14 protein-coding genes are annotated in these 16,753 nt (G+C 71.3%); 9 read left to right on the top strand and 5 right to left on the bottom strand.

The features are described 5' to 3' along the window. Positions 1-155: 155 nt before the first annotated feature. Complete coding sequence (locus NR792_RS07280; protein WP_375759340.1) at positions 156-1,271, bottom strand: Gfo/Idh/MocA family protein; 1,116 nt, start codon at positions 1,269-1,271, stop codon at positions 156-158. Positions 1,272-1,425: 154 nt separating this feature from the next. On the opposite strand from NR792_RS07280, the gene NR792_RS07275 reads away from it, so the two are divergent. Both NR792_RS07275 and NR792_RS07270 read left to right on the top strand, forming a co-directional pair. Next, entirely contained in the window at positions 1,426-2,196 is a 771-nt protein-coding gene (locus tag NR792_RS07275) for a sporulation protein (RefSeq protein WP_375759339.1), read from the top strand. Between the two features lie 91 nt (positions 2,197-2,287). Next, positions 2,288-4,063 (top strand): DEAD/DEAH box helicase, encoded by a 1,776-nt coding sequence (locus tag NR792_RS07270; RefSeq protein ID WP_375759338.1) that lies wholly within the window; start codon positions 2,288-2,290, stop codon positions 4,061-4,063. Positions 4,064-4,116: 53 nt separating this feature from the next. Here NR792_RS07270 and NR792_RS07265 read toward each other — a convergent pair whose 3' ends face one another. Together NR792_RS07265 and NR792_RS07260 are read right to left on the bottom strand one after the other, a co-directional pair. Beyond that, positions 4,117-6,960 carry a type 2 lanthipeptide synthetase LanM family protein gene (locus tag NR792_RS07265; RefSeq protein ID WP_375759337.1) on the bottom strand — a complete coding sequence of 948 codons (2,844 nt, stop codon included), beginning with the start codon at positions 6,958-6,960 and terminating at the stop codon, positions 4,117-4,119. A gap of 130 nt (positions 6,961-7,090) precedes the next feature. Continuing rightward, complete coding sequence (locus NR792_RS07260) at positions 7,091-7,288, bottom strand: DUF6229 family protein (protein ID WP_207057058.1); 198 nt, start codon at positions 7,286-7,288, stop codon at positions 7,091-7,093. Between the two features lie 380 nt (positions 7,289-7,668). Between NR792_RS07260 and NR792_RS07255 the strand changes: the two genes are divergently transcribed. Then, complete coding sequence (locus tag NR792_RS07255) at positions 7,669-9,138, top strand: hypothetical protein (RefSeq protein WP_375759336.1); 1,470 nt, start codon at positions 7,669-7,671, stop codon at positions 9,136-9,138. Positions 9,139-9,153: 15 nt separating this feature from the next. Further along, complete coding sequence (locus NR792_RS07250; RefSeq protein WP_375759335.1) at positions 9,154-10,527, top strand: metallophosphoesterase; 1,374 nt, start codon at positions 9,154-9,156, stop codon at positions 10,525-10,527. Position 10,528: 1 nt separating this feature from the next. On the opposite strand, the gene NR792_RS07245 is transcribed toward NR792_RS07250, so the two are convergent. Continuing rightward, positions 10,529-11,728 (bottom strand): sugar MFS transporter, encoded by a 1,200-nt coding sequence (locus NR792_RS07245; RefSeq protein WP_375759334.1) that lies wholly within the window; start codon positions 11,726-11,728, stop codon positions 10,529-10,531. Between the two features lie 119 nt (positions 11,729-11,847). Here NR792_RS07245 and NR792_RS07240 point away from each other — a divergent pair, with 119 nt between their 5' ends. Genes NR792_RS07240 through NR792_RS07225 form a run of 4 tightly spaced genes read left to right on the top strand, consistent with a single transcriptional unit; the run spans position 11,848 to position 14,302 of the window. Further along, complete coding sequence (locus tag NR792_RS07240; RefSeq protein WP_375759333.1) at positions 11,848-12,213, top strand: MerR family transcriptional regulator; 366 nt, start codon at positions 11,848-11,850, stop codon at positions 12,211-12,213. Beyond that, the gene (locus tag NR792_RS07235) at positions 12,200-13,126 is read left to right on the top strand and encodes an alpha/beta fold hydrolase (RefSeq protein ID WP_375759332.1); all 927 of its coding nucleotides are present in this window, start codon (positions 12,200-12,202) and stop codon (positions 13,124-13,126) included. Before NR792_RS07240 ends, NR792_RS07235 begins: the two co-directional genes overlap by 14 nt. A 44-nt stretch (positions 13,127-13,170) precedes the next feature. Beyond that, on the top strand, positions 13,171-13,812 hold the full coding sequence (locus NR792_RS07230) for a hypothetical protein (protein ID WP_375759331.1): 642 nt from the start codon (positions 13,171-13,173) through the stop codon (positions 13,810-13,812). A gap of 13 nt (positions 13,813-13,825) precedes the next feature. After that, positions 13,826-14,302, top strand: a complete 477-nt coding sequence (locus tag NR792_RS07225) for an SMI1/KNR4 family protein (RefSeq protein ID WP_375761581.1) — start codon at positions 13,826-13,828, stop codon at positions 14,300-14,302. Between the two features lie 31 nt (positions 14,303-14,333). On the opposite strand, the gene NR792_RS07220 is transcribed toward NR792_RS07225, so the two are convergent. After that, complete coding sequence (locus NR792_RS07220; RefSeq protein ID WP_375759330.1) at positions 14,334-15,245, bottom strand: glutaminase; 912 nt, start codon at positions 15,243-15,245, stop codon at positions 14,334-14,336. 70 nt (positions 15,246-15,315) lie between these two features. On the opposite strand from NR792_RS07220, the gene NR792_RS07215 reads away from it, so the two are divergent. Then, a complete protein-coding gene (locus tag NR792_RS07215; protein WP_375759329.1) occupies positions 15,316-16,710 on the top strand; it encodes an alpha/beta hydrolase family protein in 1,395 nt (464 codons plus the stop codon). Positions 16,711-16,753: the final 43 nt, after the last annotated feature.

Raw genomic sequence — 16,753 nt, 5'->3', positions numbered from 1 at the left:
CCGACCACCCACCGCCTCGCGTTCCATCCCATTGCACTGGCCCCTTCAACCTGAACAGGTTGACTGAGAGTGCAGGTAGGAACAGGGCCCAGCCAAAACCAGGGTGCGGAGCAATTGATGGCAATGATTGTCGGGTGCTCGACGGGCCGCGGGGACTACCCCTCCGCTGGAGCCGGCGCGTTCACTGGCTCTGGCGGCTCCACCGCGGGCTTGACGATGAGTTGATCCAGCGTGGGGCGCTTCGGCTTCTCGAACGGGGCCAGCTTCACGGGCTTGTTCGTGCGCGCGGACTCCTGGAGCGCGACGATGACGCGCACGTCCGCCAGGCCTTCGATGCCGTTGGGCTCCGGGTCCCGGTCCTCCAGGATGCACTGGGAGAAGTAGACGAGCTCCGGCGCGAACTGGTCGCTGTTCTTGAACGTCCGCGTCTCCGTCTCCCCTCCCACCGTGAGCACGTGCTCGATGTCCGTGCCGTAGCCGAAGCCGTGCCGCACCTGCAGGTCCCCTTCCGTGCCCACCAGCCGGTAGCTCGACACCGCGGAGGCCTCGTGGCTGATGGCGAACTGGGCCACCCGCCCGTTCGGGAAGCGCATCAGCGCGAACGCCGACGCGTCCACCCCGTGGAACCGCCCGTCCCGGCCGCCGGCCGTGAACGCGAACACCTCGCGCGGCTCGTCGCGGAACAGGTAGCGCGCGGCGTTGATGGGATACGGCCCCTCGTCCAGGAGCGCCCCGCCTCCCACGTCCACGCGCGTCCGGATGTCCCCTTCGCGCACCTGCTGCGTCAGCGTCCCCGTGAACACCAGCGGATCCCCCAGCTTCCCTTCGCGCACCAGCTCGATGGCGCGGAGGTTCGCCTCTTCGAAGTGCAGCCGGTAGGCGACCATCAGCTTCACGTCGTTCTCGTTCGTGACGCGGATCATCGCCTCGCAGTCCTCCACCGACGTCGCCATCGGCTTCTCGCAGAGGACGTGCACCCCGACGCGCGCCGCACGCTCCGTGAAGGCCCGGTGCATCGTGTTGGGCAACACGATGTAGACCGCGTCCGCCTTCGACTCGCGCAGCACCTGTTCGAACTGGTCGTAGCTCCCCACGTGCTCCACGCCGTACTTCTTCTGGAGCACGTCCCGCTTCTCCTTGTCGGAGGAGATGATGGCCACCAGCTCGGAGTTCTCCTCCGCGTGCTGGAACGCCGGGAGGATGGCCACCTGCGTGAGGTTGCCCGCTCCCACCACCGCGTACCGCACCCGCCTGGAAGTCCCCTGGGCCATCGCGCACCTCTCCCGTTGTGAGGCTTTACGCTGGTGACGCGCCGGGCTCCCCCGCAAGCCGCGCCCGTCCCTCCGGTGCACGGGACGCATGAAGGGCAGGCAGCCAGGCACATGGGCTTTCGCGAAGCCGCCATCCGGCCTATGCCGTGACTCCATGCCCTTCATGAAGATGCTCGCCCGCCTCGGGATTGGCAGCGCGCGCGTGGACACCCGCCTGGAGCACGACACCGCGCGCGCTGGCGGCGACCTGCGCGGACTCGTCCACGTCCAGGGTGGCCACACGCCCCAGCGGATCGACCGCATCGACCTGCACCTGATGGCGCAGTACCTCCAGCGCGACAACGACCGCCGCAGCGCGCTCAACGCCGTCGTGCGCACCTGGCGCATCTCCAACCCCTTCACCCTCCAGCCCCGCGAGGAGCGCGAGATCCCCTTCTCCCTGCGCCTCCCCGCCCACACCCCCATCACCGAGCGCGGCACGCCCGTGTGGATCAAGACGGCGCTCGACATCGACAACGCCCTCAACCCCGAGGACAGCGACCGCATCCACGTCCTGCCCCACCCATTCCTCCAGACCGTGCTCGACGCCGTGCTGCACCTGGGCTTCCAGTGGCGCAACGCGTACTGCGAGGCCGGCCCCGCGCTGGGACGCGAGGAGCCCTTCGTCCAGGAAATGGAGTTCCACGCGGGCCCGGCCTGGGAAGGCCCGCCGCGCACGCTCTGCCTCCTGCCGTTTCCCCAGGACGACGCGCTGGAGCTGATCCTCGACCTGGACCGCGGCCCCCGGGGCCTCACGTCCCTCCTGGAGGGCACGGCATTGGAAGGTGGCCGACGCCAGCGGCTCGTCCTGTCCTCCACGGACCTGTCTGGGGGGACTGCTGCCATTGCGGCACTGTTGAAATCGCACCTGCGCGGCGGGGCCTGAAAGCCCGGAAGGCCCGGGTCTTCGTACAGGCCTGGACGCACCTGACTTCCCAAGTCCTCCGCCCGGGCGCGGAAGTGGTACAAGCCGCCGTGTGAAAGCTCCCCCGCCTCCTGCTGCCCCTGAAACCCCCACCTTCGACGCCCTCGGACTCAAGCCCGAACTCGTCGAGGCGCTGACGTCGCTCGGCTACGAAGAGCCGACCCCCATCCAGGCCGCCGCGCTCCCGCCGCTGCTCGCCGAGAAGGACCTGCTGGGCATCGCGGCCACGGGCACCGGCAAGACGGCCGCGTTCTCGCTCCCGCTGCTGCAGCACCTGAAGCCGGGCGCCGCCGCGCCGCACAGCACCTCCGCGCTGGTGCTGGTGCCCACGCGTGAGCTGGCCATGCAGGTGTCCGAGGCCATCCACCGCTACGGCCAGAAGCTGGGCGTGAGCGTGCTTCCGCTCTACGGCGGCCAGGAGATCGGCCGGCAGCTGCGCGTGCTCAAGCGTGGCGTGGACGTCATCGTCGCCACGCCGGGCCGCGCGCTGGATCACCTGCGCCGCAAGACGCTGAAGCTGGACCAGGTGCGCACGGTGGTCCTGGATGAAGCGGACGAGATGCTCGACATGGGCTTCGCGGACGACCTGGAGGCCATCCTCTCCGAGACGCCCGAGCAGCGGCAGACCGCGCTGTTCTCCGCCACCCTGCCCCCGCGCATCGCCAGCATCGCGGAGCGCCACCTGCACGAGCCGGTGCGCGTGCGCATCGCGAAGGAGAAGCTGGAGGCCGGGGAGATGCCCCGCGTCCGGCAGACGGCCTACATCGTGCCGCGTGCCTTCAAGATCGCCACGCTGGGGCGCGTGCTGGACCTGGAGTCCCCCACCGCCGCCATCGTGTTCTGCCGCACGCGCACGGAGGTGGATGAGCTCACCACGTCCCTCAACGGCCGGGGCTGGCGCGCGCACGCGCTGCACGGCGGCATGAGCCAGGAGCAGCGCGACCGCGTCATCAAGCAGTTCAAGTCGCAGGCGGCGGACCTGCTCATCGCCACCGACGTGGCGGCGCGAGGCCTGGACATCCCCCGGCTGACGCACGTGGTGAACTTCGACGTGCCCAACGCGCCGGAGGCCTACGTGCACCGCATCGGCCGCACGGGCCGCGCGGGCCGTGAGGGCGTGGCCATCACCCTGCTGGAGCCCCGCGAGCACCGGCTGCTGCGCAACATCGAGCGGCTCACCGGCCAGCGCATCGAGGTCACCGCGGTCCCCACCGTGTCCGACCTGCGCGCGCGCCGGCTGGAGATGATCCGCTCGTCACTGCGCGAGACGCTGGTGGCCGGGGAGCTGGATGGGTTCCGCGGCATCGCGGAGGACCTGTCCAGCGAGTTCAGTGTCATGGACGTGGCCGCCGCCGCCATCAAGCTCCTCCAGGAGAAGGAGGACGAGGGCAAGGACTCCGCCGAGCAGGACATCCCCCAGGTGTCGGCGCCGACGGAGCGGAAGTTCCCGCGGCCGGAGCGCTCCGGGCCTCCGGGCCGGGGCGGTGAGCGCTCCGAGCGCCCGTCACGCGGCCCCCGCCAGGACCGGGAAGAGCGCGGCGAGCGCGGTGACCGGGGCCCCTCGCGGCCCCAGCGCGCGCCGGAGTGGAACGTCACGCGCCTGTTCATCGGCGCGGGCCGCACCGCGGGCATGCGGCCGGCGGACCTCGTGGGCGCCATCGCGGGCGAGGCGGGGCTCGAGTCCTCGCGCATCGGCGCGATCCACATCGCGGACATGTACTCCATCGTGGAGGTGCCGGAGCCGGATGCCGCGCGCATCATCTCCGCGCTGAAGGGCTCCACGCTGCGCGGCCGCAAGGTCACCGTGCGCCGCGACACCCGCGACTGATGCACCCCGCGTGTCACCGGCCCCCCTTCATGGGCGGCCGGTGACCCACGGCCTCAGGGCGCGTCCGGATCCATGTCCGGCGCGCGTCCCAGCAGCAGCGGCGACACGAGCCGGCTCTCCGGGTGCATGCGCAGGAGCGTGTGGATGACGCCGCCCAGCCCCGCCATCAGCCCGGGTGAGAAGGCGTCGCGCGCGAGCCCCGCCACCGGGCCGCGCGCCTCCAGGCCGGAGATCAGCTCCGCGTCCAGCACCTCGCGGTCCGGCCCGAGCGGCGCCGAGGACAGCCGCCGCGCCGTCTCCAGCAGCTCCCACAACCCCAGGTCGCCGTGGCACAGCGTGTGGGTCCAGCCGAAGCCCTCGCGCACGGCCGCGGCCCGGGCCCGCTGGAACAGGTCCCCGTAGCGCGCGGCCCCGGTGCGAGCGAAGAGGTCCGCCGCCGCCAGGCCGATGCCCGTGCTCCCGTGGCACCAGGTCGTCAGCTGATCCGTGGCCTCCGGGCGGCGGAGGTCCGTCCAGTTCCCCAGCTCCGGCCGGTAGAGGCCGTCCACGAAGTCGAAGGCGCGCTCGGACAGGCTGCGCCACCGCCGCCGGTCCGCCGCCGTCCCCGCCGCGCTCAGGCCCAGCCGCGCCAGCGCCCAGGCGATGCCCGCCGTGCCATGCGCGAAGCCGCCGATGGGCTCCGGGAACATCGACGTGGACCACCGCGCGTCGCCCGCCACGCCGCGCGCCGTGTCCTCCAGCCGCCGGCCCGCGTGCGCCGCGAGGTCCAGCCACCTCGACTCGCCGGTCTGGTCCACCAGGTTGAGCAGCGGGACGATGACGCCCGCCACGCCGCCCAGGACCTCCAAGAGGCCGTCCGCGTCCAGCACCTGGGGCGTCAGCGCCGCCGCGCGCTCCCGGGCCCGGTCCAGCGCGTCGGGGACCGTGCCCAGGTCGTGCAGCGTGGACCAGATCCACACCTGCGACGCGAGCCCGGAGAAGCCGCCCGGCTGCTTCACCGGCACCCGGTCCTCCGTGGCGCGCAGCACCGCGAGCGCGCCCGCCAGCAGCTCGGGCAGGCCGTCCACCGCGTCCGCGCGGCCGTGGTCGACCTCGCGCAGGTACTGGGCCAGCACCACCGCGACGCCGCCCTGCCCGCTGTAGTGCTCGGCGGAGAGCGGGCGCACCGCCCAGCCGTACTCGGCGAGCACCGGGCTGATCCACGTCACCGTCCCGTCCGGTCCCCGCACGGCCGCCTCACTCACGCGGCGGACCAGCTTGGACAGCTGGGCCCGGCGCCGCGCGTCCAGGCGCTCCCGGCGCGCGGGTGTGGCCGGCGCGGGGACGCGAGGAGGCACGGCCTTCTCGTTGAGGTACGCGCTGATCAGCGTGCTCTGGATGGTCATCTCCTCCAGCGACTCATCCACCGAACGCCAGGCCTCCAGCGAGGCGTCGAGCACGCTCCGGGTCACGGGCTGCGTGAACACGGGGATGTCCCCCACGCACAGGTCCGCCAGCTCCTCGTCGATGATGGGTGTCGTGGAGGGCGCGCCGGGGGACACGTCCGCGTTCTTCCGCATCACGTCCCGCGCCCGCGCGTGGGCCCTGGGCGCGTCGTACAGCGAGGCCGGGTGCCAGAGCATGCGCAGCAGCTCCGCGTACGTCTGCGTGGGCCGCAGGATGCGCCGGACCACCGCGCCCGTGAAGGGCTCCAGCAGCGGGCGCAGCCCCCCGTACGCGTCCAGCGTCTTCATCCGCGAGGTCAGCTCGTGGAAGCCCTCCACGACCTGGTCCCAGTGCCGCGCGAGCACGGGGTCCGGGCTGGGGTGGTTCTTCGCGTGTGGGCGCTCCATCAGCGTCATGCCCAGGTGGGCCGCGTCCGTGCCTCCGCCGACGATGAGGGGCGCGGGGACGCGCGGCTGCTGTCCCGGGAGCGAACCCGCCGCGGAGATGTCCAGGCCGCCCAGGCCCGGGCCTCCGCTTCGCACGGGGAGCAGGCCCGTGCGCAGGACGGTGCCACGGATGGCCTTCGCGGCCAGGTCCACCGCCAGTCCGCGCTCCGCCGGAGGCACGGGCGGGTCGGGGGTGAAGAGGCTCTCCACGTCCACCACCACGGGCACCGGCCCGTGCGCGATGAGGTTCTCCGAGTGCAGGTCCGTGCCGCCCAGCAGGCGCATCACCGCGAGCCAGTGGCCCAGGTTCCGGTAGAAGCGCGAGAGCTCCGCGTCGTTCGCGCAGAAGCGGTGCTCCACGAACTCCGCCCAGCCATAGCCCGCGCGCACCAGCACGGAGGGCACGCGGATCCGCGTGGGCTCGGCATCCGGCGCCAGCACGCGCGCGAGCAGTCCCTCCAGCGCGCGATCCACGCGCATGCACCGGGGCTTGTAGAGCACCGTGCCCTCTTCCAGGTCCAGCAGCGCCACCGTCTGGCCGCCCCGGTGCGCATCGCCCTCCCCCAGCCGCAGGCGCTTGAGCGCGCCGCGAGGACGGCCGGGCAGCTCCGTCAGCGACTCGCGGTCCGCGACGAACCGGTCCGCCAGCCGCAGCACCGCCTGGGTCTGGAGCCGGCCCAGCGTCGCCAGCCTGTCCAGCAGCGGTGGGTAGCGTTCGCGCAGGTGCGTATGGAAGTCGGAGGTGCAGGCGTGCTCGAGGAACTGGGCCCACCGTCCCGGCGGGTCCGCGGCGTCGAGCCGTCCCTCCAGCGACGCGGCGTGCAGCTCCAGGAGGAGCACGCGGTTGAGCTTGAGCTGGGCGCTGAAGCCCAGCGTCTCCCGGGCCGCGGCCTCCACCACGCCGCGCTCCGCCGGGGAGAGCCCCTCCGTCCGCGACAGCCGCTCCGCGAGCGAATCCAGGTGCGGCGCCAGCAGGACGTTCACGGGGCGCGCGAGCCATCCCTCGGGAGGGACCTCGGCAGCCATCGACGCTTCCTCGTGGACCATGAGAGGGGGCTCCCTGGGGGTGGGACCGGAGGTGGGAACGGCGCGAAGCCCTCCGGCACCGCGCACGGCGCCGGAGGGGAGATTCACGCGGGCGGGGGCCCGCGATGGATCAACAGCAGAAGGCGGTGCTGGACGCGCTGCAGCTGCTGCAGCCCGTGTCCGCCACGAGGTTGGACTCCGTGAGCGCCTGCTCCGTGCGCGCACCTCCCACGAACACCGGGCCCGCCGGGTTCGTCATGCCATGGGACTCCTCATCACCGGACAGCCAGCCCTGCACCACATCCTGGACCGAGGCCTTCTTCGTCATGAGTGCTCTCCCTTGCGGCCGGACCCGCATGGCGAGGGGTGCCAGACGTGCCGGACGCGGAACGGACGTGAACACAGACACGCCCCGCAATGCCAGACGCGGCAGGTCAAAGTCAGACATCACACAATGGCTTGTGTCCGCACGACACAAGTCCAGCGGGGCGCGAACGGGACGTAAGGGATTGCCACGACGCAGCGGCCGGTCCCCTGTCCAAGGGGGCGAGGGAGTTGTGGACCAGGAGACACGACGGCCCCGGGGTCGGAATGCGAGCCCGGCTCGCGACATCCACCTCCCGTGAAAGCCGAGGGGCGGACAGCCAGGCCCCTGTCCGCTCTTTCCAGGTCAGCGCGGAGGCCTAGGATGGCGAGGAGGAGGTGAACGTGAAGGACCCCATCCCCAGCCTGGAGGATCCGCTGATCCTCAATGGCATCGATGGTGCCACCGGGCAGTACCTGGTGCCGCCCGTCGCGCTGCCCGCGGTCGCGGAGGTGGCGGAGCCCCGGCGAAAGGAGCCGTACTTCGATGCGTGGAGGAAGTGGCTCGGGTTCGTCCCCCGCCTCCTGAAGTTCGACCTGCCTTACGGCGTTCCGTATGGGGACTACACGCAGGCGGGCTGGGGGGTGGTGTTTCCGGCGTCCGCCTCCGACGCGCTTCGCAAGAGCCTGGAGCCGCTCATCGCCCACCGTGGCAAGCGCATGGACGCGGCGCGGTTCCACGTCCTCACCTACCAGCCCGGCGAGACGGCACATCAGTTCTTGAGGCGGCACGGAGCGCCCCTCGGCGACGTGGATCCGACCGTGGTGCCCTACTACCTCCTGCTCGTGGGCGGGCCCGACGTCATCCCGTTCGACGTGCAGCATTCGCTCTCCCTGTCGCACGCCGTGGGCCGCCTCTCCTTCGACTCGCCAGAGGAGTACTCGCGCTACGCGGACAGCGTGGTGGCCTATGAAACGGGCGCATCCGTTCCCAATCACCGGCAGGTGAGCTGGTGGGGGCCCAAGCACCCGGGAGATCGCTCCACGGAGCTCAGCGCGGACAGCCTTGTCGCCCCATTGGTGCGCGGCGCGGACGTGGACGACACCTCCTTCCTGAAGGTCCCTGTCGCCGCGCAGGCGGGCTTCGCCAGCCGGGACGCCATCGAGCAGGCCGCGACCCGCGAATGGCTGCTCGACGCGCTCCACGGCCGCGAGGAGCGCCCGGCGGTGCTCTTCACCGCGTCCCATGGCGTGGGGTTCAAGGCGAATGATCCGCTCCAGCTCACGAAGCAGGGCGCCCTCTTGAGCCAGGACTGGAGCGGCTTTGGCGCGATGGCCCCCGCGCACTACGTGGCGGCGTCGGACATCCAGGATGACGCCCGGCTCCATGGCCTGGTGGCGTTCTTCTTCGCCTGCTTCGGCATGGGCACGCCCGCGAACGACGAGTTCCCGCTCACTCCCACCCGGAAAGGCGAGGCGCTCGCGAGCGCGCCTTTCGTGTCGGCCCTGCCCCGGCGGCTGCTGGCCCATCCCAACGGGGGCGCGCTGGCGGTGATTGGCCACGTGGAGCGGGCCTGGGGTTTCTCCATCACGCCCCTGGGCGTGTCGAAGCCCACCCTCCAACCCTTCCACAACACGCTCAGGGCAATCATGGCGGGCGAGCCCGTGGGCCACGCGCTGCGCGGCTTCCGCGACCGGTTCTCCAACGCCAACAGCGCCCTGCTGGCGCACCTGGACACCAACACCTCCGACGGCAAGCTCGGACCCCGTGAGCTGCTGTTCCAGTGGATCGAACGCAACGACGCACGCAACTACGTGGTGCTTGGCGATCCCGCCGTGAGCCTCCGGCACAACGACCTGCAGGCGCTTCCCTGAAAGGAGCATCGACCGATGCGAACGCTCATTCTCAGCGACCTTCACCTCGGCAACGGAGGCCCCTACGACATCTTCGCGGGCGCCGCCGAGCTGCCCGCCCTCTTCAACTCCTTCACCGGCACGCCCACCCACGTCGTCCTCAACGGGGACAGCTTCGACTTCCTCCTCAACGACGACCCGCTGGCGGTGGATCCACAGCGGACGCTGGAGCAGGCGCGCGCGCTGGTGACGTCCGCGACCACCGCGCCCGCGCTCAAGGCGCTCGGGCGGGTGCTGGCCGCGGGGGGCCGGGCGACGATGGTGGTGGGCAACCATGACCTGGAGTTGGCGCTGCCGGAGGTTCAGGACGTGATCCGCTCGGCGCTCGGGCAGCCGCCGGACGTGGCTTCGCGGCTGGAGTTCCGGGACGGCACCGCGCCGCTCCAGCTGGAGGTCGGCGGGTCGCGCGTGCTCGTCACGCACGGCGAGCACACCGACGTGGCGAACCGCATCGACTACGACTCGCTCCTGTCGCCGGAGCGGGCGAACCGCTTCCGGTATCCGCCGGGCTCGGTGCTGGTGAAGACGCTGCTCAACCCGCTCAAGCACCAGCACCGCATGCGGTACATGGACCTGCTCAAGCCGGACTTCGAGGGCGCGGTGATGGTGGCGCTCGGCGTGAAGCCCGACGCGCTCAAGGTCCTGTTCACGTCCGGGACGCTCACGCTCATCCGGCGTCTGCTGGAGAACCGGGGCCTCGCGCCGGCCTTCGCGCTCGAACCGATGGATGCGGTGGGCGCGTCGGATGCGGACGCGCACCTGGCGCGCAGCCTGGCGCGCGTGGACCTGAAGGACGACGAGGTGGACGCGCTGTTGTCGGTGCTGGACCCGGAGAAGCTCAACGCCTTCGACAACCCGGAGGCCCTGGGCCGCGCCCGGCTGAAGCTGGCGAAGGCGGGCTTCTCGCTCTACGCACGCCTGCACCGCGCGGTCGCCGGCAGGAGCGGCACGGACTACTTCGCGCTGGAGCCCGGCAAGGCCGAGCTCGCGGAGACCGCGCGGCTGGGCAAGAAGTACAACCCCCAGGCCGTGGTGATGGGCCACACGCACGCGGCCCGCTGGCATGAGGGAAATGGCCCCCTCTACGCCAACACCGGCACGTGGATCTCCCTGCTCCAGCTCCCCGCTCCGGACGCCTCCGACGAGGAATGGGGTGAATACCTCGCGGAGCTCCAGGGCAACCCGTCGCTGGACCCGGCGAAGCAGAAGCACGCGAAGCTGGAGCAGCGCTTCACCTTCGTGGAGGTGGAGCCCCACGCCTCCGCGAAGGGCGCGACGCTGCGGCTGTCGCAGTGGACGGCCCAGGGCCCGAAGACCCTGCGCAGCGCGGAGCTTCCGTCCGGCGGCTAGCTCAGCGGGAGAGCTGGGGACGGTCCGCCACGGCGGACAGCGCGCCGTGCAGCACGGTCAGCAGCACGGCCACCCCGAGCATGTAGGGGGCAATGAGCTGGAGCCCCCACCGCTCCGCGATGACGCCCGCGAGGCTGGGCAGCGCCGCCACGCCCGCGGTCGCCGCGCTGACCTGGAAGCCCACCGCGTGGTGGGAGACGTCCAGCCCCACGCGGCGCGGCGTCTCCGACATCAGGACCGGGAAGATGGGCGCCAGCGCGAGCCCCAACAGCACAAGCCCCAGCGCGGGCGGCACCGACGGAACCGCGAACAGGAGCGCGCCCACCACCGCCAGCACCGTGCTCCCGCGCAGCATCCGAACCGGGCCAATGTGTTCAACCACGAAGCCTGACAGCACGCGCCCCACCAGCAGGCTGCCCCAGTAGAGGCTCACGCAGGTGCCCGCCGCGGCGGTGTGCAGGCCCCGGCCCTCCGTCAGCACCGTGAAGCTCCACTGGCCCGCCGTCACCTCCACGCCCGTGTAGAAGAAGAACGTCAGGATCTGCAGCCACACGCGGGGACGGCGCACGGCCTCCATCGCGGACGCGGTGGCGACCTGCGCCGGCGCTTCCTCTCCGGGGGCCCTCGCGGGCGCGTCCCAATGCCGGCGCATCACCAGGAACGTCAGGGCCAGCGCCCCCAGCACCCCGGCGAGGACGGCGTAGCCCGTCCGCCACCCCGCCCCCCGCGTGAGCAGCGCGGTCATCAACACCGGCCCCAGCGCGGCGCCGACGCTGTAGGCCGCGTGCAACCAGGCCATGTGCTTGGGGCCGAAGTTCTGGGCCGCGTAGTTGTTGAGCGCGGAGTCGATGGCGCCCGAGCCGAAGCCGATGAAGCAGGCGGCGGCCAGGAACAGCGCGAACAGCGGCACCGTCGCGTAGCCCGTGAGCCCCAGCGCCACCGAGCCGGTGCTCAGCGCCAGCAGCAGCCCCAGGCGCATCGCCCGCATCAGCCGGCCCGCGAGCAACCCGGAGCTGAAGTACGCGACGGCCGCCGTCCCGAGGATGGAGCCCATCATCGCCTGCGACAGCCCGAACGTGCTCCGCAGCGACGGCCACGCGACGCCCAGCACCGCGTCCGGCAACCCCAGGCTGACGAACGCCAGGTAGGCAAGCGTGAGGAGCGCGGGACGCGGACGGGGCACGGGCGGGGAGAGGCTCACGCGGCGCACCCTAGAACGCGGTCCCGCATCCCGTCAGGGCCAACCTCGTTACGTTCCCTCGCCCGGTCTTGACCTTGACACCAGTGTCAGGCCCTAGCGTCCGGCTTCAGGAGAGCAGGATGAACATTGGAGAACTCGCCCGGCGCACGGGCAGCAGCGCGCGCTCCATCCGCCACTACGACAAGGCCGGGCTGCTCGCCTCCCACCGCCGGGACAACGGCTACCGCGACTTCGACGAGGTGGCCGTCCCCCAGGTGATGCAGGTGGCCCGGATGATCCGCCTGGGCTTCTCCCTGGAGGAGATCGCCACCTTCCCGCGCTGCATGCTCCGGCAGGTCACGGACGCCATCTGCCCGGACGCGCTCGCGGCGCACCGGGATCGCCTGGCGGAAGTGGAGCGGCAGCTCTTCGACCTCGCGCGCCTGCGCGAGCGCCTGCTCGCCGTGCTTCCCCCCAACGAACGAGTCCCCCATGAACCGTCGTGACGTGATGAAGACCGCCCTGCTGGGCACGGGCCTGCTGCCAGGAATCGGCCTCGCGGCCACGCCCGCGAAGGCTCCGCGCAAGGCCCGGACGTTCCTCCTGGTGCACGGCGCGTGGCACAACGCCCTGCACTGGACGCGCGTCTCGGAGGCCCTCTCCGCGAAGGGGCACCAGGTGGTGGCCATCGACCTGCCCGGCCACGGCCTCAACGCGCGCTTCCCCGAGTCCTACCTCACGGGCGACGCGGCGCGCTTCCAGGAGGAGCGCTCGCCCCAGGCGGACGTCACATTGGATGACTGCGCGGACGCGGTGGTCGCCGCGCTGGAGAAGCTCCAGGGCGGTGTCAGCAAGCCCGTGCTCGTGGGCCACAGCGCGGGAGGCACCGTCATCACCCGCACGGCGGAGAAGGCCCCGCACCTCATCGGACGGCTGGTGTACCTGAGCGCCTACGTCCCGCTGCGCCTCCAGAGCGCCAGCGGCTACGGCGCCCTGCCCGAGGCCCACACGCCCTACAGCGCGTCCCTCTTCATCGGCGACCCCGCGAAGCTGGGCGCGGTGCGGATCAATCCGCGGGGCGATGCGAAGTACCGGGAGGCCCTGCGCGCGGGCTTCTACCACGACGTGGACGAAGCGGCCTTCCTGCCCTTCGCGCTCACGCTCACGCCCGACATCCCGCTGTCGCTGTGGACGGGCAAGGTCGGCGCCACGAAGGAGCGCTGGGGCCGCATCCCGCGCAGCTACCTGCGCTGCGCCCAGGACCGCGCCCTGGTCCCAGCGCTCCAGGACTTGATGATCCGCGAGGCGGACGCCTTCACGCCCGGCAACGCTTTCACCGTGGACACGCTGGACACGTCACACTCGCCCTTCGCGTCCCAACCCCAGAAGCTGGCCGCGCTACTGGACGGCCTGCGCTGAAGCGGCCGCATCGTGTGTCGGTGCCGGCCTGTACCGTGCCCGGCATGACAACCACGATCAATGCCTCACGCCGTCGCGTTGCCACGCTGTTGGCCGGAGCGCTGTCCTTGTCCGCATGTACCGAGGGCGCCATGGGCGCCGCAGCCGGTGTGCGCAAATGGGTGGGGCCGCAGGTCACGGTCCCAGGCGGCGGGCAGTTCAGGACGAACATCTTCTACGGCCCGTGGCAGTGCAGTCCGCAGCTCATGGACTACTGCCGCGACAAATGCTCCGGGGAGGGACACGCGCTCCAAGGCTGCGTCTGGCTCGCGGACGTGAAGATGGACTTCGACGGCAACATGTTCCGAGCGGGGAGCCGGTTCGGCATCACCAACTGCTGCTGTAACTACCCAGCGCTGAGCGTCAGCCAGAACGCAACGGCACGGGGCCGATGGGAGTCCATCCGGGATGGATTCCGCGAGCGATGGGCGGAGAAGTTCGGCCAATGGCCGACTGACGCCAGCGGGAACAACTACCCGGCCCACCACATCCGCGATCTCAAGCACGGTGGCAACCCTACTGACTGGGACAACATCATCCCCTATCCGGCCGACCTCCATTCCGGCCTGAATCAGGTCTACAACCAGTGCTACGCAGCCCAACCCCCGTGGACAAGCGCCGGGGTCAGCCATCCCTACGGAGAGTAGCCACGTGCCGACGATGACCGGACTTCTCGACGCAGTGGCAGCCCAGCACTTTCCGCATCCGCCCGCGACGGAGGCAGCGGTCGTCGCGTTCGAACATCGAATGGGGTGGCGCCTGGATCCGGACTTGCGCGCCTTCTACACGCGTTTTGATGGAGCGAGGCTGTTCCGCGAGTCCAACGCGCCGTACCACATCCTGCCGCTCGCGGAGGTGCGGCGCGCGCGGGTCGTCATGTCCCAAGCCGATACCGACGCGGCGGGGCCTGCGGATTGGTACGCGGTGTGCCAGCTCCAGGACAGCAACTACGCGCTCCTGGATGTGGGGCAACAGACGCATGGGCGCTATTCCCTCCGCGACGGTTACCGCGAGGGTTTTCCCGACCCCTACTACTGCCCGGTCATTGCCCACTCGTTCGCGGAGTTCCTGGCGGGCGCACTGGCGTCCGGTGGGCGGTCCTATTGGCTGAAGGCCCTCGAAGAACAGGGCGGGTGACCTCAAGACGGCCTGCGCTGAAGCGGCCGCATCAGAAGATGGACAGGCCGGTCAGCGTCGTGAACCGGTCCAGCGCCTCCACGCCCGCCACCGAGTTGCCTCGCGCATCCAGCCCGGGGCTCCACACGCACAGGCCGCAGCGGTTGGGGATGACGGCAATGATGCCTCCGCCCACGCCGCTCTTGCCGGGCAGCCCCACGCGGTAGGCGAACTCTCCCGCAGCGTCGTACGTGCCGCAGGTGAGCATCACCGCGTTGACCTGCTTCGCCTGGCTGCGCGTGAGCAGCCGCGCCCCGTCCGCCCGCTGTCCATGGCGGGCGAGGAACCCGCACGCCCGCGCCAGGTCCGCGCAGCTCATCGCCAGCGAGCACTGCCAGAAGTAGTGCTCCAGCACCTCCGGGACGGCGCCCTCCATGTTGCCGTAGCTCGCCATGAAGTGGGCCAGCGCGCTGTTGCGGTGCCCGTGCTCCGCCTCCGACGCGGCGATGACCGGATCGAAGTCCACCAACGGGTTGCCGCTCTCCGCCCGGAGGAAGTCCCGCAGCGTGCCGCGCGCATCCCCGGTGAGCCGCTGCAGGCGGTCCGTGATGACCAGCGCGCCCGCGTTGATGAACGGGTTGCGCGGGATGCCCTGCTCGTACTCCAGCTGCACCAGCGAGTTGAACGGGTTGCCCGACGGCTCCTTGCCCACGCGCTTCCACAGCGCGTCCCCGTCCCGCGCCAACGTGAGCGCCAGCGTGAAGACCTTGGAGATGCTCTGGATGGAGAACGGCTCGCGCCAATCCCCCACACCGTACACGTCCCCCTCCACCGTCGCGAGCGCCATGCCGAAGCGGTGGGGATCCACCGCCGCCAGCGCCGGGATGTACGTCGCCACGCGGCCCTGCCCCAGCACCGGCCGCACCGCGTCCCAGACCTCCGACAACACCGCCTGGTAGTCCATGTGCCGCCATCCTGGTCCGGAACGCGCATGGGGGCTTTCAGAAAATCCGCGGCGCGGTGTCTCTTGGGGCATGCGCTTGTTCTCCACCACGCTCCTGGCCCTCTGCCTCCTGGGCACCCTCCCCACCGCGTGCTGCAGCAACCCCAGTCCGTCCACGAACTCCTGCCAGACCCCGGACGAGACGCCGACAGAGCCGGGCTCGGTCCAGGTGACCCGGCTGGGCTCCGGCCAGTTGAACGCCGCGGGCCAGACGTGGCCCTACCAGCTGCTCAAGCTGGAGGTGCCCGGCCGCGCCGCCACCTATGCGCAGTGGTTCCCGCCCCGGAAGCCGGGCGTGTCCCCCGTGGTGATGCTCACCAAGCCCTACGATGGCATCGCGTGGACGGGCGAGGCCGTGGACGCGAAGTGGGCCGCGCGCGGCGCCGGCATCCACCCGGACGACAGCGAGCCGCACCACGGGCCGGGTTCTTCGCCCATCGCGTTCACGCCCACCACGCCGGAGCTCATCGCGGGCGAGGCCTTCATCTACCTCTTCCATGACTTCGGCGTGCTCGCCGTCTTCGGCCGCTTCTACGCGGGCGGGGACCTCCAGAACGACCGCGACGACATGAACGCGGGCCTGCGCTTCCTGGCCCAGGCCGACAACGTGGACACCCAGCGCATCGGCATCTTCGGCGGCTCGTGGGGCGGCTACGAGGCGCTCTACGCGGCGGCGGATGCTCCCGCCACGGTGGTGCCTGGCGTGGGCGTCGCCCTGGCCCCGCTGTCCGACTTCGCGCAGGAGGTGGACTACGTGAGCCGCGTCGTGCCGTCGCGCGTGAGCGACCCGGTGATGCGCTCGCGCTACCAGCAGTTCTTCGAGCCCTACTTCCGCCGAATCTTCGCCACCACCGGCGGCGACCCGACCACGCCCGGCACGGACTACACGCGCTGGACCGCCGCCCACCTGGCCAGCACCGTGCAGACGCCGTTCCTCATCCTCCACGACGACTGGGACACCCTCATCCCCGTGGAGCACACGCGCGCGCTCGTCTCCCAGGCCCCGCAACGCTTCACGCCGATGTACCTCCAGAACCTCGCGGCCGTGGACTGGAACACCCTGCCGCCGGACCACGGGCCGCTGCTCGCCACGCACGGCAGCGTCGTCATCACCCTGGGCGTGGGGCACCTCATCGTGAAGCTGGGGGCGGCGGAGCAGCCCCTCTACATCCCCCACGCGCAGGGCACCGTGCGCGCGTGGCTGCAAGGTGTGCGCGCCGCGCAGGAGCAGGGCCGCGACGTGAGCGACGTGGTGCCCCGGCTGGTGGAGTTGACCGACCCGCGCGTGCAGATGTTCGAGCCGTCCCTGGGCACGTTCCAGCCGGGCGCCGCCTTCGTCGCCCAGGAGCTCAACGCCGTCTGGGGCACGAGCTTCACCGACGCCAACGTGCGCTCGGCGCTCGCTCCTGGCCTTCCGACACCCTGAGTCAGGGCCCGTCCGCTCGACTCCCACGCCGCCGGAAAATGAT

The sequence above is a fragment of the Corallococcus exercitus genome (genome assembly GCF_042231735.1).
GTDB classification, from domain to species: domain Bacteria; phylum Myxococcota; class Myxococcia; order Myxococcales; family Myxococcaceae; genus Corallococcus; species Corallococcus exercitus_B.
Note: the sequence above shows the minus strand (reverse complement) of the source record. Positions and strands in the feature narration are given on the sequence as shown.

Excerpts from the sequence above, each read along its gene's own strand:
- NR792_RS07215 (WP_375759329.1), top strand. The coding sequence starts at position 15,316 with ATGCGCTTGTTCTCCACCACGCTCCTGGCCCTCTGCCTCCTGGGCACC.
- NR792_RS07260 (WP_207057058.1), bottom strand. The coding sequence starts at position 7,288 with ATGACGAAGAAGGCCTCGGTCCAGGATGTGGTGCAGGGCTGGCTGTCC.
- NR792_RS07240 (WP_375759333.1), top strand. The coding sequence starts at position 11,848 with ATGAACATTGGAGAACTCGCCCGGCGCACGGGCAGCAGCGCGCGCTCC.
- NR792_RS07275 (WP_375759339.1), top strand. The coding sequence starts at position 1,426 with ATGCCCTTCATGAAGATGCTCGCCCGCCTCGGGATTGGCAGCGCGCGC.
- NR792_RS07230 (WP_375759331.1), top strand. The coding sequence starts at position 13,171 with ATGACAACCACGATCAATGCCTCACGCCGTCGCGTTGCCACGCTGTTG.
- NR792_RS07225 (WP_375761581.1), top strand. The coding sequence starts at position 13,826 with ATGACCGGACTTCTCGACGCAGTGGCAGCCCAGCACTTTCCGCATCCG.
- NR792_RS07280 (WP_375759340.1), bottom strand. The coding sequence starts at position 1,271 with ATGGCCCAGGGGACTTCCAGGCGGGTGCGGTACGCGGTGGTGGGAGCG.
- NR792_RS07250 (WP_375759335.1), top strand. The coding sequence starts at position 9,154 with ATGCGAACGCTCATTCTCAGCGACCTTCACCTCGGCAACGGAGGCCCC.
- NR792_RS07265 (WP_375759337.1), bottom strand. The coding sequence starts at position 6,960 with ATGGCTGCCGAGGTCCCTCCCGAGGGATGGCTCGCGCGCCCCGTGAAC.
- NR792_RS07220 (WP_375759330.1), bottom strand. The coding sequence starts at position 15,245 with ATGGACTACCAGGCGGTGTTGTCGGAGGTCTGGGACGCGGTGCGGCCG.
- NR792_RS07235 (WP_375759332.1), top strand. The coding sequence starts at position 12,200 with ATGAACCGTCGTGACGTGATGAAGACCGCCCTGCTGGGCACGGGCCTG.